The 22,087-nt window shown below is 37.7% G+C and carries 16 protein-coding genes; 6 read left to right on the forward strand and 10 right to left on the reverse strand.

Annotated features, from left to right (window positions below; all coding sequences use genetic code 11):
- Positions 1-2: 2 nt before the first annotated feature.
- Together DHD80_RS12605 and DHD80_RS12610 are read right to left on the reverse strand one after the other, a co-directional pair.
- On the reverse strand, positions 3-2,294 hold the full coding sequence (locus DHD80_RS12605; protein WP_251741622.1) for a BamA/TamA family outer membrane protein: 2,292 nt from the start codon (positions 2,292-2,294) through the stop codon (positions 3-5).
- Complete coding sequence (locus DHD80_RS12610) at positions 2,284-7,281, reverse strand: translocation/assembly module TamB domain-containing protein (protein ID WP_251741625.1); 4,998 nt, start codon at positions 7,279-7,281, stop codon at positions 2,284-2,286. Before DHD80_RS12610 ends, DHD80_RS12605 begins: the two co-directional genes overlap by 11 nt.
- Before the next feature lie 418 nt (positions 7,282-7,699).
- On the opposite strand from DHD80_RS12610, the gene DHD80_RS12615 reads away from it, so the two are divergent.
- The gene (locus tag DHD80_RS12615) at positions 7,700-8,530 is read left to right on the forward strand and encodes an OmpA family protein (RefSeq protein WP_251741626.1); all 831 of its coding nucleotides are present in this window, start codon (positions 7,700-7,702) and stop codon (positions 8,528-8,530) included.
- A gap of 206 nt (positions 8,531-8,736) precedes the next feature.
- Here DHD80_RS12615 and DHD80_RS12620 read toward each other — a convergent pair whose 3' ends face one another.
- The 3 genes from DHD80_RS12620 to DHD80_RS12630 form a co-directional block, all read right to left on the reverse strand.
- The gene (locus DHD80_RS12620) at positions 8,737-10,083 is read right to left on the reverse strand and encodes a gluconate:H+ symporter (RefSeq protein WP_251741629.1); all 1,347 of its coding nucleotides are present in this window, start codon (positions 10,081-10,083) and stop codon (positions 8,737-8,739) included.
- Between the two features lie 3 nt (positions 10,084-10,086).
- Positions 10,087-11,979: an NADP-dependent phosphogluconate dehydrogenase gene (gndA, locus tag DHD80_RS12625; RefSeq protein ID WP_251741631.1), complete on the reverse strand. Its 1,893-nt coding sequence runs from the start codon at positions 11,977-11,979 to the stop codon at positions 10,087-10,089.
- An 87-nt stretch (positions 11,980-12,066) separates the two neighbouring features.
- A complete protein-coding gene (locus DHD80_RS12630; protein ID WP_251741634.1) occupies positions 12,067-12,570 on the reverse strand; it encodes a GreA/GreB family elongation factor in 504 nt (167 codons plus the stop codon).
- Between the two features lie 94 nt (positions 12,571-12,664).
- On the opposite strand from DHD80_RS12630, the gene DHD80_RS12635 reads away from it, so the two are divergent.
- Together DHD80_RS12635 and DHD80_RS12640 are read left to right on the forward strand one after the other, a co-directional pair.
- Complete coding sequence (locus tag DHD80_RS12635) at positions 12,665-14,476, forward strand: SLC13 family permease (RefSeq protein WP_251741636.1); 1,812 nt, start codon at positions 12,665-12,667, stop codon at positions 14,474-14,476.
- A gap of 25 nt (positions 14,477-14,501) precedes the next feature.
- Positions 14,502-15,743, forward strand: coding sequence for a glycosyltransferase (locus tag DHD80_RS12640; RefSeq protein WP_251741639.1), 1,242 nt, complete (start codon positions 14,502-14,504; stop codon positions 15,741-15,743).
- A 52-nt stretch (positions 15,744-15,795) separates the two neighbouring features.
- Here the strand turns inward: DHD80_RS12640 and DHD80_RS12645 are convergent, their stop codons facing one another.
- Entirely contained in the window at positions 15,796-17,136 is a 1,341-nt protein-coding gene (locus DHD80_RS12645; protein WP_251741641.1) for an aspartate kinase, read from the reverse strand.
- A gap of 100 nt (positions 17,137-17,236) precedes the next feature.
- Here DHD80_RS12645 and DHD80_RS12650 point away from each other — a divergent pair, with 100 nt between their 5' ends.
- Positions 17,237-17,881: a hypothetical protein gene (locus DHD80_RS12650; RefSeq protein WP_251741644.1), complete on the forward strand. Its 645-nt coding sequence runs from the start codon at positions 17,237-17,239 to the stop codon at positions 17,879-17,881.
- Here the strand turns inward: DHD80_RS12650 and DHD80_RS19915 are convergent, their stop codons facing one another.
- Positions 17,882-18,016 (reverse strand): hypothetical protein, encoded by a 135-nt coding sequence (locus DHD80_RS19915; protein WP_279347036.1) that lies wholly within the window; start codon positions 18,014-18,016, stop codon positions 17,882-17,884.
- A gap of 137 nt (positions 18,017-18,153) precedes the next feature.
- On the opposite strand from DHD80_RS19915, the gene DHD80_RS19920 reads away from it, so the two are divergent.
- Positions 18,154-18,288: a hypothetical protein gene (locus DHD80_RS19920; protein ID WP_279347037.1), complete on the forward strand. Its 135-nt coding sequence runs from the start codon at positions 18,154-18,156 to the stop codon at positions 18,286-18,288.
- On the opposite strand, the gene DHD80_RS12655 is transcribed toward DHD80_RS19920, so the two are convergent.
- Genes DHD80_RS12655 through DHD80_RS12665 form a run of 3 tightly spaced genes read right to left on the reverse strand, consistent with a single transcriptional unit; the run spans position 18,285 to position 21,282 of the window.
- Entirely contained in the window at positions 18,285-19,358 is a 1,074-nt protein-coding gene (locus DHD80_RS12655) for a transporter substrate-binding domain-containing protein (protein WP_251741646.1), read from the reverse strand. The genes DHD80_RS19920 and DHD80_RS12655 overlap by 4 nt on opposite strands.
- A gap of 9 nt (positions 19,359-19,367) precedes the next feature.
- A complete protein-coding gene (locus DHD80_RS12660; protein ID WP_251741648.1) occupies positions 19,368-19,814 on the reverse strand; it encodes a 3D domain-containing protein in 447 nt (148 codons plus the stop codon).
- Between the two features lie 4 nt (positions 19,815-19,818).
- Complete coding sequence (locus tag DHD80_RS12665) at positions 19,819-21,282, reverse strand: Gfo/Idh/MocA family oxidoreductase (protein WP_251741651.1); 1,464 nt, start codon at positions 21,280-21,282, stop codon at positions 19,819-19,821.
- Positions 21,283-21,493: 211 nt separating this feature from the next.
- On the opposite strand from DHD80_RS12665, the gene DHD80_RS12670 reads away from it, so the two are divergent.
- Positions 21,494-21,925, forward strand: coding sequence for a peptidylprolyl isomerase (locus DHD80_RS12670; protein ID WP_251741652.1), 432 nt, complete (start codon positions 21,494-21,496; stop codon positions 21,923-21,925).
- The last annotated feature ends 162 nt before the right edge of the window (positions 21,926-22,087 follow it).

The raw sequence follows: 22,087 nt of genomic DNA on the forward strand, positions 1-22,087 counted from the left end.
GATTAAAAAGGATAACCAATCCCGAAGTTGAAAATAGGTTTGGCAAGGTCCCATACCCATCTATTCCCTTCAGCTTTGGAAGGATCATGAAATGGAGCAGCAAGATCGAATCGCAGCACAAAATTCTGAATATCTACACGAACACCAAAACCACCTCCTATTCCCAGTTCATTTATAAAGCTGGAAGTGAACTTCCCTCCTTCAAGGCCGTCTATTTCTTTGGAATTCCAAACGTTTCCTGCATCTGCAAAAAAAGCTCCAAATACATAGGGTAAAAATAAAGGAAAACGATATTCTGCATTTGCTTCCAGACGAATATTTCCATTTTGATCTACAAACTTAAGAAGTTGGGTATCATCTGTAGGCGGGTTCACAGTCGCGGCATTGGGATCATAAGTTCCGGGCCCAAGTGACCTGATAGAAAATGCCCGTACACTGTATGGTCCCCCGGCATAATACAATTTACTGAATGGCATTACATCTGAATTTCCATAGGGAATACCATAACCCGCAAATAATCGGGTCGCAATAGTTTGCTTATTATCCAGCCTAAAATGATATCTAAAATCGGCGTCTAGTTTAGCAAATTGAGCATATTCCAAACCAAAAATTTCCTTCTTACCGGTATCTCCTTCTTTTCCCAATAAACTGATAGTATTACCTGCAATGTCAAAATTTGAATTCAGAAAAAACACGCTTTGTTTCTTGAGATCTACCATTCCATTATAAATAAAGGAATAGGTAAGGCCGGCGATAAATTCCTGATCGAACGTACTTCGTAGAAAGGGATTTACATCAAGAATATCCTGAAAAGTTTTAGAAACATTTCCAAGCCGAACAAAATTCAGGCTGATGGGATTTATTTCATGTGATACATATTTGTTCGCATTCCAGTAATAACCATAACTGGCTTTAGCCGAGGTAAGGGTGAATAATTGGGTCCTGCTTAAATAATCTGCTCCCAGAGTAATTTTCGTGCGGGGGATGGAATATTCAAAAAAGTTACTGTTAATTTCGATAGGAAAAACCAGCCTTGGAATAATAAGGTCATTCGTTAAACCTAAATGGATACTGCTCAAAGAATTTCCGCCGGCAGCCTGGAATTCATAACCAACGTCTGCGGTGGTATGAAAACTTTCGCCACCTTTAAAAAGGTTTCGGTTGGAAAAAGTGACACCTAAATTGGGTCCGGCAAAACTATTCGATTTTGTGATGGCCTGCAATTCGGCTCTAATTGCCCTTTTCTTCAGCGGGGATAAATATATATTAGCCTGAAGCAGCCCGTGGTTATCTGCAGCTACCGTATCAATTTCTTCATATTGAATATTTACATATTTATAAGCACCAATTGAACCTAACCTGCGACTTGTATTTCGGGAAATCTCTGGATCATAAAAATCTCCCGCTTCAATTAAAATGTAAGGGTCTAAACGCTTTGGGAGAAAGAATAATTCATCCTGAAAATAATTCTTGTTGTTCAACCTTTTATAATTTTTGGTAATTGCTTCTTCATCTACATTATAATTAGCATAAACATTTACCGTGCTTATTTCATATGGAATTATAGATTTCTTAGGCACATCCTTTTTCAGCCTCAAAAAAAGATCAAAACGTTTGTTGTTGTATTGATTGGTATCTGATTCAAAAATTAAAAATCCCGGATTGAAATTGTAATAACCGCTTTTCTTTAAATCATAATCTATACGTTCCCTTTCGCCTTTTAGTCTGGGAAGATCAAAGCGCATATCTTTTTCCAGGACCGAATTTCCAAGATTTTTTTTAATTTCCTGATATACCAGCAGGGTATCTGTATCCAGCTGATAGGTCTCCATCAAATAAGGGTCGGGAACGGTTAAAGTATAGGAGGCGCTTGCCCTTTTATTTTTATCATTATATTCTTCGTCTGATTGTACCCTGCTGTAAAAAAATCCTCTGTTTTCCAATCTATTAAGCAGAAGGTCTTCCGTATTTGTAAGGTCTACATCAGAAAAATAAACGGGTTCTTCACCCAGTTTTTTATTTAGAAATTTATTGATAAAACCAGGTTTTTCCTTTTGTGCTTTATAATGAAAATATAAGCCCGGCTGCATACCCAAAATTTTGGTATTGGGTTTTGGCCTTAAAACACTCTCCAGCTCAGTTTTCAATTCTGTTTTATCTTTTATTATAGTATCAGATTCTATACTAATATCTGCACCGGTATATAAATATTCATCTTCCGGAATAAATTTTTCTACACTGCAGGAATGCAGTATAACTAAGAGGGATACAATTAAACCGAGCCTAATTTTCATTCTCTGTATTATCAGTTGATGCATTTTTTGCATTATTCTCTTCGACCTGTTCCTTTATAGCTTTAGCGAATAGGTTTTTAAATTTGTTAAATTCTTTCGTGAATATTAAAGATATCCCACTCACAATCAACTGGCCATCAATAACATTTTGGAATTCATTTCTTCGGAAACCCTTTATTCTCCATATTCCGTCCGGATCCAGCAAATAGGCAATACTTACATTCCCCAGCAAAGGTGTAGTTTCCTGTCCCGGTTGACTACTTCCCTGAATATCCACGTTACTACCTACTTCCACAACCAAACGATCACCAGCGAAAGCTTTTTGGGCATTAATTCCCAACTGCGTCCTTTCTTGTGGACTCTCACCTTGATAATCTGTAAAACTGTCTACCTGGAAATTTAATTGTACCCCACTTTCTCCTAGAACCCGACTGGAAAGCATATTTAATTGATCGGACAAGGCATTATTCAGGTTGTCCCTTGCAACGGCGAGTGTTCCTCCACTACTTCCATCACTTCCTCCACCGGGAAAAAACCTATTCAACACTAGTAACGAAAAAACCTGTTTATTTAATTCCTGCTCCTGACTATTTAATTGCTGAATTCTACCGTAGATCTGGCCCCCAGCTGCACCCTGATCATTCTCCGGCATATCAAGACCGAAGGTTAATTTGGGTTCGGTTAAATTACCATCAACGTTTAAATAAACCAGAAATGGTAATTTTTGACGGTATTGTTGGCCATCTATCCCCGAAGTATAGGCTGCCATTAAAGAAGCTGCCGATGTTTCCACATTATAGACCGCCTGTACATCCAGCTGGGCGTCAAATGGATCTCCAGCCCAGGACACACGGCTGCCATCTGCAATGTCAAATCTTCTGGTTACAAGATTATAAAGGGTCATTTCGTAGAACCCATCGCTAATATCATAAAATCCGGCAAGGTTCATTCTTCCGCTGGGATACATGTTGAAGACAAGGTCCCCTTCACCCTCTACCTGGAATTGATCCCCGGTTTCCTGATTAATGATCATATTAAAAGTGGCACCATCTTCTATATTAATCCTCATATAAATATCAAAACCAGAGACCACATACGATTCCTCTTCAGTTCTGGTTAGAATATTATTAGGATCTTCTTTATTTACAAAAATTACCACTCCGTCCCGTTCTTTAATCTGTAATTCAGTTTCAGGGATTACATAGGTAAAATCTGTCGTTTCTTTTACATTCAGATCGGCATTTACAAGTGGTAAATTCAAATTCCCGGTAATTTGTGCATCTACATCAACAATCGCTTTCCCGTAAAAAAGTTCGTTATCTTCTTCCGTAGAATTTAAAAGTTGGAAATTTTTAGCCTGAACGTCCAGATCGAACCCGGGATTTATCAAATCTTCTGTGATTATCTTCCCATTTAAAACAAACGAATTACTTTTCGCATCTTTAATATTAAAATCATCAAAATAAAAGCCTTCATTATCCAGGCGCATGCTTTCATTTGGAATGGTAAAATTGGCATTCAACATCGCAATATTAAATTTCGCCTGGTCGAATTTAAATTCCCCGGAGTATACAGGCTCGGCCACAGTTCCATTCAAAGTCATATTTCCTGAAAATGTCCCGCTTCCGTCTTCAATATATCCCAAAGAAAATCCTTCAATTGCTGAAACATTTACGCGATTGAGGTCCAGATTCATGTCCAATTTTGCAGAAGTGGTATCAGCAACATAATTTCCCACCAGGTCCATATCTACTTCTCCACCTTTTATGGCCATTTCAAAATCATAATTATTGAAACCTGCCGATTCGCCTTTAAGGCTCAGGGTATTCAAATCTACTTCCAGCACTTTGAATTGATTGATCTGGAGATCTGCCAGCAATCCTGTTTTTCCGAAAGGATCTTCATAAATTAACTGCCCGTTTAGATTACCTTCGGCCAGTTTAGTCTCAGGATTCAGATAATTTAAAAACGAAGCCAGGTTAAAGTTCTTAAATTCTAAGCTTAAATGTTCCTCTTCTACTCCGGGTTCATTATTGCTTAAGATCATTTCCTGATCATTCCTGTAAACCCTAAAATTCCGTAATCCAAGATACCCGGTATCATAACTCAGCAGGTTATCGTCATCTACATTCCATTCTTCACTATTTAAAATAAGGTCTAGGGGATTTACATGTACCAATAAAGTATCACCCTGAAAATTGATTTCAGAATTTAAATGTACCAAAGTAGTATCCTGATAAGATGAAGCGATATCAAGGTTTAATTTTCTGTTTAAAACGACCCCGGTAATATCGGTTTTCTTTAAGGCAATTGGCCCTGAGGTTATTGAATTCCAGCCCAGGTCAAAATTAAGATCTTCAGGATCTGAATTCATCACCAGCTTTAAACTGTCTATTTCACTGCTGAAGTAATTAATAAAAGGAACGTGAACAGAAGCATCCAGTTTTCGGTTCGCTTCGCTGAAGTCTACGTTGATATCCACTGTATCCAATTCTTGTAAATTCACCAGGAAAACATCGGTTAGAATAGGAGCTTCAGCAATCTTTGCCCGCATTTTGAGGTTCACGGGGTTTATGATAGAATCATCCTGGTAATTTTCAGTAATGTATCTTTTGAAATGCCTGTTGATTGCCTTAGAAAAATCTACCGGGCTGGCGTTCGATTGTAGATTGAGATCAAGGATCCTGTTGTCTATGTTCACCGAAGTAGTATCATTGGTCACAAAAGCCGAAGCTTTGAAACTACCCAGTAAATAGGTTTTATTATTGTAAACGGCTACGCCATCTATAATTTCAGTATTGAGTTCATAGGCTTCAGCATTTCCCTGGAACCAGCCTTCCATCACGAAACCGGTTTTAATACTTTTTTGGGCCAGACCAATGGCGCCAAGATCGGCTCCATCTAAATATAAGGTGTAATCTATTCGTGAAGAAACCGAATCCAGCGCTACTTTGGCCTGTAATTCCATATCCAGGTTTGGATCCTGATAAATAAGTTCTAAAGGACCTGTTCCATTTTCAATATTCCCGGTTAGATATATATCTTCAAATACATAATTATTATAGGAAAACTGGGTGATTTGAGTGTCAATTTTCGCATTGAGTTCATTTACGGTTGCCCCGCTTCCCGTAATTTCTATATTTAGTTGAAGGTCCCCAAGGGCTTCGTTTTGTAATAAGTTACCCAGGGCGATACTGTCACCCTGAATTTTCGCGTCAAAAACAATGTTATCACCTGTTTCAAAATTTCCAACAATATTAAAATTCCCGTCTGTTGTTTCAATTCTGGTGTCGGTTTTTATGGTATTCATATTTCCGGAGAAGCTGCCTGCGATCGCTACATTTTCAGGAATTTTTATGCCCAGATCTTCTTCACTTACGAAATTGAGCAAATCGGCCCTTTTGGATCTAACATTTACATTGGGTAAATTAAAGCTGATATTTTCCGGATCCTGGGCGTTTATGATCCTACCTGAACCGGCAATTCTTGTGTTCCTCCAACGTAAGTTTAGAGATTTTAAGCTTAGGTTATCCATCTTCCCGGAAACATTTAAATTTCCAAGGATTGGGGAACCCGCCAAAGCTTGTATATATTCATTTTCCCTTAATGCAGGCTGAAATCTATATAGTTCCTTAATTTGTAAGCGTACGTTGTTTAAAGAGCCATTCAGAGTTGCCACAGCCGGATCATTTATAAATGAACCGAGGTTAGGATATGTTATGACCAATTTCCCATCAAGAGTGTTGCTATTTGCATCCAGATTGATATCTGTAAGTTCAATCCTTTCATTATTGACCAGGGCGTTAATGCTAAATTCATTCACATCTATACCACTACCTTCATTAAATATTAGCTTCTCAATGTTTGCCCGGGCTTCCTCATCTTTATAATAAACTTCGGAAGCGATAAAAGTGAGATTCTGGAACTGAAGTGCATTGGGATCAAAAGTTCCTTTTTTTACCTGGGCATTATTTACCGCGTAATCGATATTATTATTTTCAAGGTTGATTTTGTTGATTTGAAAAACATATTCCGGCCAGGAAAAACCTTCAGGATTTATAGTTGGAACCGAATCATTTTGCACTACCGCTTCCTGTTTCATCCGAAGAAAAACTTCAGAATTGGACATGGAAATAGCTTCACTTTGAATATTATTATTCTTAAGATCAAATTCAGCATCCTGAATAGTTAACTTTTGAATATCCAGATCAGAAAAAAGTGAATCGGGGATGGAATTGTATTCACCCTGTACATTTACCAGGCTAAAATCGCCGGTTGCTATAAACGGTAAAGGCGCAGCTTCACTTTCTGACTCCGGGAAAGGTTTCGTTTGGTTATAGACAAAATTGCTATTTTTTAAATAAGCTTCATTTGTTTTAAAAACCATATTGGCGAGATCGGTTTCAGAAAATTCCAGCAACATCTCGCCAAGTTTCGCCTTTAGGTCAATTCCCGAAACATCATCACGATACACCAGGTCAATATTTTTGAGGGCTATATCCCCAATATTAATCGCCATGGTTGAAGTAGAGTCTGCCGGAGTAGTTGCCGTGGCAGTAGTATCACTGGCGTATGCATTCATTAGGAATTCATAATTGAATCCGTTTATAGAATCCTTCCGAATTAAACGCAATTTTGCATTTTCCCAGTTAAGGGAATTTAAATTAAAACTGTTACCTCTAATAATGGGCAGGATGGGAATCCCTGCGGAAAGGCTTTCCGAATAAACAATAGTATCCCCTTCTGGAGTTGCAACATACAGATTGTCGATTTGAATGTCTCCATTAAATTTGATAAAGAGTTTTTCAAGTTCAATGGTAGCCCCGGTTTTCTTTTCAACGGAACTTATAAATTTATCCTTTATGATATTTTGCCCCCAGGGACTACGCACAAATAAAATAAGCAGTATTAAAAAAATGATGATCCCGAGAATAATTTTTCCCAGGATTCTCAATGTTTTAAACAACACTCTTTTAGTATTCGCCAATGGAAAGTAACTTTGGAAACAAATTTATTCTATAAGCCGATGAATTTGAAAATTTTAATTCCAAATTATGGTAAACTTCTGTTAAATGTAACTTGGAGAAGATGTTGTATAATACTGTTTTTAGGCGCTTCGGAAGAATATTAAAGACTTCAATGTGTGGAAATATGATACAATTTTATTGCATTTTCTACAGAAATATTTTCACCCCTTTTCTTTAGAATTTATAAAAATTTATTTATTATTAAAAATAACTGCGTCCAATTTCTGCTAATATTTCAGATATAACAGGACTTCCCATCTTATATCCCCATATACTGCACATAAGTTTATTTACTCGTAAGCTTTATCAAAAAGATGCTATGGCAGGATTATCGCTTTGATTCTGGCAGAAACTATAAAACTAATTCTAATTACAATTATGAAAAGAGTACTAACAGTAACAGTATTGGCAGCAACTATGTTTGCTTCGTGCGTGTCGAAGAAAAAATATGTTGCCCTTGAAGGTGAACTTAATGATACAAGAAGTAGCCTGCAAAAAACGCAAGTTGAGAAAGAAGAAATTGAAGGTAAATATGCTGCAATCGAAGCGAGAGTAGCCGATTATAATGCTAAAATCAATTCCCTGAAGACTGAAAGTGACGGTAAGATGGAAATGAATGATTTAACGGTGATGTCTAATAACACCAAACAAAAAATGAGGAATACCATCGCTAAGATGGATCCAGAGCAGGTTAAAGGTGCTCAAACCCTAGAAGATTCCATAGACCTGGCGGTTTCTTATAACCTCAAAAAGAATATTTCTGAAGGAGCAGATGATGAGGATATTGATATTAGTGTAGATGAAACTGTGGTTATGATCAATATTTCTGATAAACTTCTCTTTGGAAGCGGTAGCTATAGAGTTACAGACAAAGCGCAACCACTTCTTAAAAAACTCGCTGAAGTAATAAACAGCGAACCAGCTATGGAAGTAATGATTGAAGGTCATACCGATAACAGATCTATGGTGAAAGATTCTTATTTAAAAGATAACTGGGACCTTAGTGTAAGAAGGGCCACTTCTATTGTGAGAATCCTTCAGGAGAAATATAATGTTGATCCTGCAAAATTGATCGCAGCGGGAAGAAGTAGCTACCAACCCTTAGTAGATAATACCAATAATGATAACATGGCGAAAAATAGAAGAACAAGAATTGTGATTATTCCAAATCTTGATAAATTCTTCGCGATGCTGGAATCTGAAGGATAATTTTATTTTTTAAATTTGAAACCTGATAAAAAGGCGAGCTAATTGGTTCGCCTTTTATATTTTGTATATCCGTAAAGTGTCATAAATTGATAAAGGACGTCATTCTGAACTTGTTTCAGAATCTCAGAACATTAATCTGTCCAATAAATTTGAGAACCTGAAACAACTATTAGGACATAAAATGGATATAAAAAAAAATTCATTTTTTAGATTATATACCAAAGTAAAAGACTGCTTAAAAGTCCAACCACGGAAATAATACAGGTCATCACCGTCCAGGACCGAAAAGTTTGTTTCTCAGTAATACCCAGATATTTTCCCACCAGCCAGAATCCGCTATCATTTACATGGGAAAATCCTGATGCCCCTGCCGCCACCGCAATCACAATTAATGAAGTTTGAGGCATGCTTAAGGCAGCTTCGGCAATTACTGGCGCTGTGATTCCTGCAGAAGTGATCATGGCAACGGTTGCCGATCCCTGCAATACACGAACGATTAGTGCAACCAGGTATCCGAAGACCAACGGATTAAAAAAAGTTCCATTTAAACTTTCGGCGATCATTTCCCCTGCACCGGTGGCGATAAGTATTTGTTTAAAAGCCCCGCCAGCTCCGGTTAACAGAATGATAATTCCGGCAGCTTCAAAAGACTTCGTTCCAATTTTCAATAAAAAATCTTTTCCCATTCCCCGTCTAATTCCAATAAAATACCAGGCAATCAAATTGGCAATTATCAATGCTGTAAAAGGGTGGCCAATCAAACTTATAGTGTAGACTAATTCCTGCGGAAGGACGATATCTTCAAAAAAAGGACTATTCAATACAGTACTTAAAACAATCAGGAGAATAGGAATTAAAATAATGGTAATGATCAAACCTGCGGAAGGTGCATTTTTAACATTTTCGGTTTTTAATCCATCGTCTTCTTCAGGATGGATACTGATTTTTTTTGAAATGAATTTTGAGAAAACCGGCCCGCCCAGAATTGCTGCGGGAATCCCCGTAATAAATCCGAATAAAATCACCCATCCCAGATCTGCGCCTAAAATATCAGCTACTGCGATGGGTCCCGGCGTGGGCGGAATGAATGCATGCGTAATCGCCAGACCCGCCAATAAGGGTAATCCATATAATAAAAGGGATTTACCGGTTCTTTTGCTCAAAGCATAGGCAACCGGGACCAGAATAATAAAAGCAACATCGAAGAATACCGGGATCGCTACTACAAACCCGGTTAAAACCATGGCCCAGGGCGCCTGTTTTTCGCCTGTTTTTTGCAGTAAGTAACTGGCAAGATTTTGCGCCCCACCGCTATGTTCCAAAATTCCGCCAAAGAGAGCACCAAGTCCAACTACTGTAGCCACAAATCCCAGGGTACTGCCCATCCCCTCTTTCATCGTATCCAGAATTTCTATTGCCGGCATTCCGGCTAAAATTCCCACGAAAATACATACGATAAGCAATGCTAAAAATGCCTGGATTTTCAGCCGAAGTATTAAAAAAAGTAAGAGAACAATCCCCGCAATGACCGAGAGTAAAAGGCTAATATCCATGTATTATTTTTTTTCCCAGAACGTGGTGAAAAATTTACCTCTTTCTGCATCGATCCTTTCATAGGTATGCGCACCAAAAAAATCCCTTTGCGCCTGGATTAAATTTGCTGAAGTTTGTGCTGAAGTATAATTTAAAAAATAATTATACGCCGCTGAAGTGACCGGCATAGAACATTGATCCTGCAAAGCCTTTACTAAAACATCTTTAAAAGAACCGAAACCGGTCTTGAATTCTGCAATGACTTCCGGATGCAATAAAATATCAGACTGGTTCTTATCTTTCAATAAATCTACAAGTTTTACCATAAGTGCCGATTTAATGATACAGCCATTGGTCCAGATCCGGGCAATTTCCGATAGATTTAAATCCCATTTATATTCTTTTGAGGCTTCCAGCATACAAGTAAAACCGATACTATGATTTATGATAGTGGCCATCTTAAATGCATTAAATAAATCTTTTTCTAAAACAGCAGTTTGAGGCTGTGATTTCAGAAAAGAGTATTTTTCCGCGGCGTCTACTCGTTTAACCTTATCTCCGGAAAAAATTCTTGCCAGCACGGCTGCAGTAATGGTGTCCAGTGAAACGCCCAGTTCCAGGGAAGCAATACTGGACCAGCCTCCTGTTCCTTTCTGTCCTGCAACATCCAGGATATTATCCAGAAGCAATTTACCATCTTCTTCTTTCCTTAATATCTTATGGGAAATTTCGAGTAAATAACTTTGCAATTCCCTGTTCCAGTTTTCAAAAATGTCTGCAATTTCTGCGGGCTTTTTTTTCTGAAAAAATCTCAGATATTGATAAAATTCAGCGATCAACTGCATTTCTCCATACTCGATCCCGTTATGCAACATTTTTACAAAATGCCCGGCTCCCTCTTCACCAATATAGGCACAGCAAGGCTTCCCGTCTTTATCTTTAGCTGAAATTTCTTCAAAGGCAGAACGTATTCTTTCATACACTGCCTTAGATCCTCCCGGCATAATGGACGGCCCCAATAAGGCACCTTTTTCACCTCCGGAAATGCCAACACCTAAAAAGTTCATTTTCTTATCATGCAGAAAGTCTACCCGCCTCTTCGTGTCTTTATAATGTGAATTACCGCCATCTATGATAAGATCATCTTCTTCCAAAAAAGGTAAAATCTCTTCTATAATTTTATCTACCACTATTCCCGCTTTTACCATAAGAAAGATATTCCGAGGTCTGGGTAGGGCTTTTACGAATGCTTGCAGGTCATTAAATGCCGGAATGGAATAATGATCTATATGTTCCCTGGCAAAATTAGAAGCTACATTCTCCTCTACTCCTTTTAATTCCCGATTATAAACCGCAACCGGAATATTTTTAGAAAGCATGTTCAATACAAGGCTTTTTCCCATCACGCCAAGGCCAATCAAGCCTATATAAGGATGTTTAATTTTTTGCAGGATTTCATTAAGATTATCATTTACTGAATGGTTCACCTTAATATGTATGCCATAGTTTGGCGGTTCCAGGCTTTCAAACTGCGAACGAAGCAAATCTGAATTAAAATAATGCGCGCTTCTGGATTCAATCCTTTCTTTGATCACTTCATAACGTTCATATAAATAAATCCAACTTATGTGATCTTCATTTTGCTCGGCAAGTTGCTTTCGGTATTTTTCTTTTAAAGCGGAACACGCCAATACAGCTCCACGGTTTTTCCATTCATTTATTTTTAAGGCCAGGAGATCCAGCCATGCCGCTCTGTCTTCATCGGTAAGCGGAATACCATTTTTCATTTTTTCAATATTCTGCTTTGGATGAAAATCATCTGCATCATAAAATGGTAAATGAAGGGAATTGGCCAATTCTTTTCCCAGGGTTGTTTTTCCCACTCCTGAAACTCCCATTAAAATATAAACTTTCATAAAATTTAATTGCTTACGTGAATTTGCGATTTTTTAACCGGATGAACGAAAATAAATAAATGAAAACTTTAAATGAAATGAATAGATTTAAGGATACTGGATCTCGATGATCTCAAGTTTTCGCATTTCATTTCCAAGTTTAAATTCTGAAACCTCGCCAGTTTTTTTTCCTGTTATTGCCCTGGCAATGGGTGCTACAAAAGCAATTTTTTGCTTTTTTACATCGGCTTCATCTACACCAACAATTTGGAATTCCTGTATGTTATTATTGTCCAGGTTTTTAATCTTCACTTTCGCCCCAAAACGTACTTCATCCTGTTGCTGTTCTTCAGCTTTTATAATTCTGGCAGAATTAATCCTTTCGACTAATAAATTTAGTTTTCCATCAACAATCGCCTGCATCCTTCTTTTTTCAGCTTCATCATCAACACTTATTTCTGCCCGTTCTTTTTCTAAATTATCCTTTTCATTTTTTAATTCTTCCAGTCCATTTTGGGTAACATAATTGATGGCACCCGCCGGTAGCGCTGCTCTTGGTGGAATAATGGGTGGCTCTTCCTGATCACCTTCTTTTACAAAACCCCTGCTCATACTTAAATTTTTAATCTTATAAGATTCATAAATATTTCTGAAACCTGATAGTTCATTAGGACTTCAGCTTATTTTTATACTGCAATTTAACACTATGAGTATAGAAATAATAATTCTATTTATCATCATTATTTCGGTAATTTTCCTTTTTGCGCTGGAAGTTTTTCCGGTAGATAAGATTGCATTTTTTATTATGGTGAGCTTACTTCTGGCCAATTTAATTAGTCCGGAAGAAGCCATTTCGGGATTCTCGAGTCCGGCAACCATTACCGTTCTTTCATTGATGATCATTGCAATTGGCCTGGAAGAAAATGGGGTCATAGACTGGCTTGCACAAAGTTTAAAAAAGCTGAAGGGTTTACCCATTATCCTTATGGTGCCTGTTTTTATGTTGATTGCGGGGACTATTTCCGCCTTTATAAATACGACAGCTGTGGTCATCGTTTTCGTGAAAATCATTGGGGAATTATCAGAGCGTTACAATATCCCCAGTTCCAGGCTTTTATTGCCCATTTCTTTTGCCGGTATCATTGGCGGAACCTGCACACTAATGGGGACATCTACTAATTTGATCGTAAATGCCGTGGCCATGGAGCGCGGGGTAGAAAGATTTACCTTTTTTGAATTCTCCTGGTTGGGTTTGATATTTATGGCTATTAGTATTGTTGTAGTGAGTTTAATGGTGCGGTTCCTACCTAAAAAACAAAACTCAGATATTTCAAAAGATTATGATCTGGACGAGTTTATTACTAAAGGTATCGTTGCTGATGAATCGAGATATCTGGGTGAAACTATTGAATATTTTCAAAAAGAAGAAGGTGAAGATATAGAGATCATCAGGCTGAAGAGAAATGGGGTGATCAACGATCATCCAGGAAAATACACTTCGTTAAAAGCCGATGATGAATTGTTGCTGCGTTGCAGTATGGAGCAGTTGATGCGATTTAAAGAATCTGATAATTTCACTATTATCAAAGACAAAGACGACCAGCTTATCTCGATTGAAGCTACGGAAAGCAACAAACTGGAAGAAAACATTCAGGTGGTTGAAATCCTTATGTTACCTGCCTCTCCCCTAATTGGGCGAAGTATCAATACCGTGGGTTGGTATGATTTACAGGGTGCTGTTCCCTTGGCCATTAGGAAAAGAAGGAATTTTAGAAATCCAGGTCGGAGAATTTATGATAAGCGTCGAAATGAAATTGAACTCCGGGTGGGGGATAGAATGTTGGTTGAGGTTACCGATAAAACTCTGGAACGACTTCTAAAAATGGACAATATCACGATACTTCAGGAACATCAGGAAGTGAATATTTCTACAAAAAGAAAAAGGTATGTTTCACTTGGAATTTTACTCTTAGTGATCGCCTTATCAGCATTTTCAATTTTTCCTATTTTGAAAAGTGCCCTGATAGGTTGTTTTTTAATGATATTTTTTAAATGTATCGACCTGGGAAAAATCTACTCCAAGGTTAACTGGCAAATAATTTTCCTGCTCGCGGGAATGATCCCACTTGGAGTTGCCATGAGCAATACGGGTGCCGATGTATTTTTGGCTGAACAATTGCTTTTACTTTTTGAAGAAAAGGCAAATTTGGTGATTATTGGCCTATTGTTTTTTGTAACCATGTTCCTTAGCGGATTTATTTCTAACAATGCTACCGCTATTATTATCACACCCATTGCCATTACGATAGCCACAACGCTTGATCTTGATCCAAAACCTTTTATTCTAGCCGTATTATTTGCGTCTAATTTCAGTTTTTTTACTCCGGTGGGCTATCAAACCAACACCATTATTTACGGGATGGGAATTTATAAATTTAAGCACTTCTTCATCATTGGCGGAGTTTTATCCCTTATTCTCTGGATTACCGCAAGTTTCCTTTTATCCAGCGGATTATAAATCCTTATTTTTGAAAAAAATCCCTATGCCCAAATTACTGATCATTGGTTATGTGTGGCCGGAACCCACATCCTCCGCGGCGGGTTCAAGGATGATGCAATTGATCAGGTTTTTTATTTCAGAAAATTATCAGGTTACTTTCGCAACCACGGCAAAAAAGTCCAAAAACACAGCTGATCTAATTTCACTGGGAATTCAGGAAAAGGCTATTGAATTGAATAGTGGTTCGTTTGATATTTTTATCCGGGAATTGAAGCCAAACCTTGTCGTGTTCGATCGTTTTATGATGGAAGAGCAATTTGGCTGGCGCATCGATAATTTTTGCCCGGATGCAGTAAAAATCCTCGATACCGAAGATTTACATTTTCTTCGGAAAGCAAGGCAGGAGGCTTTTAAAACAAATTCTAAAGAAAAAGATCATTACCATAGTGAATTGGCAAAACGTGAGATTGCGGCTATATATCGCTGCGATCTTAGCCTCATTATTTCTGAACCGGAAATGGAATTACTCTATCAGGAATTTGGAGTTCCAAAATTGATCTTGTTTTATCTTCCTTTTATGCTGAAACATCTTTCGGAAAATCAAATTAGAGAATTGCCAAATTTCGAGGCCCGGCAGGATTTTATCAGTATTGGAAACTTCTTACATGAACCCAACTGGAATGCTGTTCTACATCTGAAAAATAAAATTTGGCCGGACTTAAGAAAAAGACTTTCCCAGGCGAAAATGTGCATTTATGGCGCTTATTCTTCTCAAAAAGTTTTGCAGTTACATAAACCGGAAGAAAATTTCTTTATTGAAGGCCATGCTGAATCTTCGAAGGAAGTTTTACAAAATGCCAGGGTTTTACTTGCTCCGCTTCAGTTTGGTGCCGGTTTAAAAGGCAAACTTGTGGAAGCCATGGAAACCGGAACACCTTCAGTTACTACAAAAATTGGGATTGAAGGAATTTCAACTCAGCAAAACTGGAATGGATTTATAGCAAAGAAAGATTCAGAATTCATTGAAAAATCAGTTGAGCTATATACTTCAGAAAAAACCTGGCAGGAAAAGCAAAAAAATGGTTTCGAGATCTATAATGAGAAATTTGATCTAAAATTGCATGCGGAAAGATTTTCAGACAAATTGAAGGCATTGCATAGCGACTTAGTTTCTCATCGCCGTTCAAATTTTACCGGAGCAATGCTTCAATACCACTTGCATAAAAGCACCTACTATCTTTCCAGATATATTGAGGAAAAAAATAAAAAACCGCCAACAACCTAAGTTGATTAGCGGTTTTCACTACACAAAAACAAATTTTAACAGCTGCTGATATTTAACCGAAAACAGGTTCAGGAACCGTATTATTAAATAATTTTTCATTCAGGATTTTAAGTGCTTCAATTTTATTCTGGGTATTTACCAGCAATGAAATATTGTTATTACTACCCCCGTAACTTATCATTCTCACCGGAATATCCTTCAAAATTTCAAAAAGCCGGGAAGTGCCTTTATCTTCTATCAAACCTTCACCAACCACACAAATAATACTGTGATTGGTATCAATACTAATTTCCCCAAATTCCCTAAGCTCTTCAACAATTAAATCTAGATGTTGAACATCATCGATAGTTAACGAAATTGCGATTTCTGAAGTGGTTATCATATCGATAGAAGTCTCATATTTGTCAAAAACTTCGAAGATCTTCTTTAAAAATCCGTGCGCCATGAGCATGCGGTTAGACTTAATTTTAATCGCCGTAATTTCATCTTTTGCTGAGATCGCCTTTAATCCTTTTTCATGACATTTTGAACTTATGCAGGTACCTTCAGCTTCCGGCGTAAACGTATTTTTTAAATAAACGGGAATGTTTCTTCCTATAACCGGAGAAATGGTTTGAGGGTGCAGGATTTTTGCTCCAAAATAGGCAAGCTCTGCGGCTTCTTCAAAACTCAGTTGGGCCACTGCATGCGTGCCCTCTACATAACGCGGATCGTTATTATGGATCCCGCTAATATCTGTCCAGATCTCTACTGAATTTGCCTGCAATGCCGCTCCAATGATCGTAGCCGAATAATCACTCCCCCCTCTTTTTAAAGTGGAAATTTTGCCATACTTGTCTTTTCGCACAAATCCCTGGGTAATGTAAATCTTTGATTCGGGAAGCGTTTTTACATAAGTATTTAAGCGGTTCCCAACTTCAAGGGTATCTGGATTTTCAAGGTTATCAACCTGCATAAACTCCCGGGCATCAAGAAGGGTATTTTGTATATTATTTTCTGAAAGGAAGGCGCTAAAAATATAGGTTAGCATTTGTTCTCCTATGGTAATAATCTGGGAATCAATTTCCTCATTCCAGTTTTGCTGAAATAGATTATTTAGGTCTTCTATCCTATTCTGAATATAATTTTGACAGGCTTGATTCTGATTTTCACTTTCCAGGAGATCAGAAATCAGGCTGAAATGTTTTTTCTTTAATTGCTGAATTATTTCTTCAGCAGCATTACGATCACCATTTTTAGCCGCTTCAGAAAAACTTACCAGCATATTGGTAACTCCAGACATTGCCGAAAGCACCAAGAGTTTAGGCTCATTTTCAGCTAAGATGATATTCTTGATATTTCTAATACTGCCTTCAGATCCAACCGAAGTTCCGCCAAATTTTAAAACCTTCATTGTCATTAAATTTCAGCTGCATAATTAATTCATCACTACATATTGGAGAAAATAACCTGACATTTTATATACATTTGCACAAAATGTTATTTATTAAACAATGAAGACGATCACCACCTGTGTTCATGATATTATAAGACACCAGCCATTTTTGGATGATGCCATCGCCCGGGATATTGTGAATTTTAGCGGACTCGCTGCCGATATCCAGAAAGAAGTAGAACAAGAGATGCGCAAACCTGTAAAACAGGGAAGTATTATTATGGCGCTTAGGCGTTATGCCCCCACACGCACGAAGATTAATTACAGGGCCTTAAGGGATCTTGGGGATATTATCGTAAGATCTGGAATTACCGAATATACTTTTTTGAATTCCAAAACAATTATTTCCAATAAGGCCAAATTGCTGGAGGAAGTAAAAGACCAAACGGGGGTTTATTTAAATTATTCCAGTAATTACCAGGAAAGCAACATTCTGGTTTCTTCTTCATTGACAGATCTGGTAGAAAAATGTTTTCGGAATGAGGTAAGGGTTACGATTAAGGAAGAATTATCTTCTATTACCATCGCGCTTCCAAAAAACAGTTCCCAAACGGTAGGCTTGTATTTTTATATTTTCAAGCTACTGGCTTACGAGGGAATTCCTGTATTCGAAATGATTTCAACTTCGAATTATTTTGCATTATTTCTGGAAAAAGAATATATCAATAAAGCATTTTTATTGCTGAATGAAATAAAGAAATAATTACCAGTAACCCAAGTAAACTCCGGCCACGGCAATAAACGTGAGGATAATGACCCCAACGATTGCGGCGTAGATGGGATTAATTTTTTTAGTAGTACTCCCAGAGAGAAGTTTTTCGTCTTCGGTTTTGTTCATATATAGGTTTTCGGTTATCTATGATGGGTGAACAATATACTAAAAATCAACAATTTGAAAATTAATATTTAAATATTTCCTAATTAGGCATTATTGCTCAAAACTCTATTCTAAATTTATTTAAAAATTAACCAGTTATGAAAAGTATTATTAGAGCCTTACTTGCCGGATGGGGAGCCAAAAAACTTGGTGGAGGTTGCGGTTGTATTGGAATTGTTGTTGTTTTTATTATCCTTTGGATCCTTTTGGGGTACCTTGGTCTGGGCAGCTAATTATAATCATCAATAAGATTTGTCCATTCCATAGTTTTTAGGGTACGAACTAAAACAGGATCTATATATTTAAGCAATTGTGAATTCTTCGGAAAAGCATAACTATAATAATCCTTTTTTAAACTGTGCCCTAGAATTTCCAGATCATCTGAAAGATTTTTTCTTTCAATTTCATATTTAAGAATAGGTTCATCGTAAATAAATAACCGGGCTTTTTCTTTGGAAATAGCATCAATTCCTTCCGAAGCATTTAAAACATAATCGCTTTGAATATTGTACATTTTCAGTAATTCCTGAGAACTGGAACTTTCAACCGTAACCACATCGAATCTTTCCAAATCCTTAATTCCCGTAATTTCTTCGTTAATGCTTTTAACCGTTAGGGATGAAGCTATGCCCGCAGTAAAACTGGAAATAATGATCACGGCCATAAACATCCAGATGAGCCCAACAATTCTTCCTCCTGTGGTTCGTGGCGATTTATCACCATAGCCCACAGTGGTCATAGTTACTGCACTCCACCAAAATCCCTGCATAATCCCATTATAACCATTCCCAAATTCTTCTTTATTTTTCTTTCTTTCAAAAAGCCAAACCAGGAAGCCAAATATCATGATCACCAGTAATAAAAGCAGCACTAAGGAAAAGAATTCCCAACTAAAGAAATTCTTTAAATGTTTAAATATTCTGGATTGAGATTTTTGAGCGACTGTAGTATGGGAAATAAAGTAAGGTTGGGAAAAATCCATGCGAGTCATTCGATTATCTGTAACGGTGATGGGATTGATACTCAAATCTACTTCTCCATTTTCCACCGCATTTAAAAGTCCTCCCAAAGTTTCATATTCTTTGAATTCATACGGGATCTGAAGTTGTTCATTCACCAGTTTCCAGGAAGAAATACTCAATCCGGCAAATCCCTGGGGACGTTTTATAATAAATGGAGGGGTTTCAGTAACACCTATAATCAGCTTTTCCGGCCTGGTAGGCTCCAAACTATCGGCTTGTGCCGAGACTGAAAAATTAGTAATAAATAATAAAAAAACTGAAGCTATTAAAAATCTAATCACCTTAAAAATTTAAGGCATTATACTATCTTTTTTAAAAATATAAGCAATGTTCAGCTTTTTTCTTCCAAATTGCCGGGCCTTTTTTACATTTTCGCCCATGTAGATATCGATTCGGTTTCTCCAACGGTAATGCATTTTATCTTTTACCAGGAAAACACCGTCAAATCCTTCAATTTTGACTTTTGAATTATGATCCATTCCCATTTTGATAAGATCACGGGAAACTGCGATCACCTTCATGCCGGGTTCTAAAGTATCCCCCCAAGCAGTAATATTTGGATTTCCTGCAGTTTGATAATGCACAGAATTATAGGCAGAAGCGGTAACGCAAAGGCTGTCCCAATCTACATCTTCATCATTCAGGTTCCGGTCACAACCAAAAAAAGCTACCAATAAACAGAGAAAGGTGTTGTAGGATACAAACCTTTCTCTGCTTATGGATAACTCAAAATTCATATTTTTATAAAGTAAATCCTTTAGGATATTCTCTTCTCACAAACTGATTTGCTTCTTCAAAATTGGTCACTTTCATATTCTCGGCATCCCAAATCATTTTGATATCCCTTCCTGGATAATTGATAATATCTTCTCCCCTATCATTTTTGCCGGGCTTTTGGATATCATATCCACGAATAGCAAGGTTTGCAATTAATAAAGACTCAGTAAGTGGTCCCGCAATCTCGAATGGAGAACTTAATTTTGTATTTCCGTATCCGGCGATACAGCCTTCAACCCACTGGGCGTAATGACCACTAGCTCCTCCTTCAATTCTCTTATATTTAATGGGAAGATCATTTTCCGCAGTTTTTATGGTAGGTAATAATTGTGGGTTTTCACTGTAGGTACCGCACATCATTTTCCCTTTATCCCCAATAATTAAAGCTCCGTTGCCACCATCACCAAATATTTCTTCAGGTCCTAATTCTTCAGGACGCATTGGTTTGATTCCACCATCCATCCAATGTACTTTTATATCCTCAGCATTTTCTTTCTTCCCGGCGAAGTTCATGATTACATGGCTTGAAGGTGGGCAGCTTTCCGGGAAATAACCTCTTTGGAATTCGCCTACATAGACGCTTCCCACACTGCATTCAACCGTTTTAGGATATTTTAAATCCAGGACACTAAACGGCGGCTCTATCAAATGGCAACCCATATCTCCCAATGCACCGGTACCATAATCCCACCAACCTCTCCAGTTGAAAGGAACCAGCCCATCTACATATTCTTTTTTAGGGGCTGTCCCTAACCAAAGGTCCCAGTCCAGTTCGGGCGGAACCTGTGAAGAAGTTTGCGGCCACGGAATTCCCTGGGGCCAAACCGGTCGGTTCGTCCAAACATATACTTCCTGGGCTTCACCAATTAAACCGGCATCATACCATTCTTTCATTCTACGAACCCCGTCATTAGAAGCCCCCTGGTTTCCCATTTGGGTTACCACTTTATATTTTTCCGCAGCTTCAGTTAGCATTCTTGCCTCATAAATATCATGCGTCAAGGGCTTTTGAACATATACATGTTTTCCAAGCTGCATTGCTGCCATGGCCTGTACGGCGTGGTTATGGTCTGGAGTAGAGACCGAAACCGCATCAAAATTCTTATGCTCCTTTTCGATCATCTCGCGATAATCCTTATAATATTTAGCTTTTGGGAAGCGCTCTCTGGAAACAGCCGCCCTGCGATCATCTACATCACATAAAAATGCAATTTCTGCTTTTCCGCTGTCATAAAAACTTTGAATGTCACTTTGCCCTTTTCCACCAACCCCTATTCCGGCAACTAATAATTTGTCGCTGGGTGCTGTAAATCCAGGACCACCAAGTACATGCCTGGGCACGATCATAAACGCACCGGCAGTTAATGCCGTGGTCTTAATAAAATCCCTTCTCGATTTGGGGCTTTTAGAACTTTTTTCGTTTTCCATTGTAATTTAACTAAAAGGTTTTATTGAATATTATTCCCTAAAGTTATCTGATTATTATTTAATATGCAATTCCCTTTAAAAATTACGAATGTGATAGATAAAACCGTTAAAATCCTGTAATATTTGGCTCTGGCTGAGATACTTGTACCTTTGCAAAGTAATATGCTGATTATTAGATTTCAGCAGAATGAATAAAAGAAAAACAGTTTTTATGAGTCAAGTAAAGCAAAATGACACCGTTAAGGTACATTACACAGGAAAATTAAAAGATGGGGAAGTATTTGATAGTTCCGTTGAACGTGGAGAGCCTATTGAATTTACTTTAGGACAGGGTCAATTAATTCCCGGTTTCGAAAATGGCCTTATCGATATGAAGGTGAACGAAAAGAAAACAATCAATATACCGAATGAAGAAGCATACGGTGCACCAAAACAAGAGCTTATTCAGGAAGTAGATAAAAAGCAGCTTCCGGAAGAATTAAAGCCTGAAGTTGGGATGCCTTTAGTTTCTAAAGGACCAGACGGGCAGGAAATTAATCTTGTGGTAACAGATGTGAAGGATGAAACCATTGTGGTAGATGCCAACCATCCACTTGCAGGAAAAGATCTAATTTTTGATCTTGAAGTTGTGGAGATCAAGTAATTTTTTTAGATATCATTAAAAAGCCCGGCATAGCTCTACCGTCTGGACATATTTCTAAAGAGGATCCAACCTTGCATAATAGAGGAGAATTTTTGTAAGCCTTTCCAAAAGGTTGTGATTCCGGGTTTTCTCTCAGAGAGATAGCCTTTCCAGCCGCCCAAT

Origin of the sequence: Gramella sp. AN32, from assembly GCF_023718305.1 — a bacterium.
GTDB classification, from domain to species: Bacteria; Bacteroidota; Bacteroidia; order Flavobacteriales; family Flavobacteriaceae; genus Christiangramia; species Christiangramia antarctica.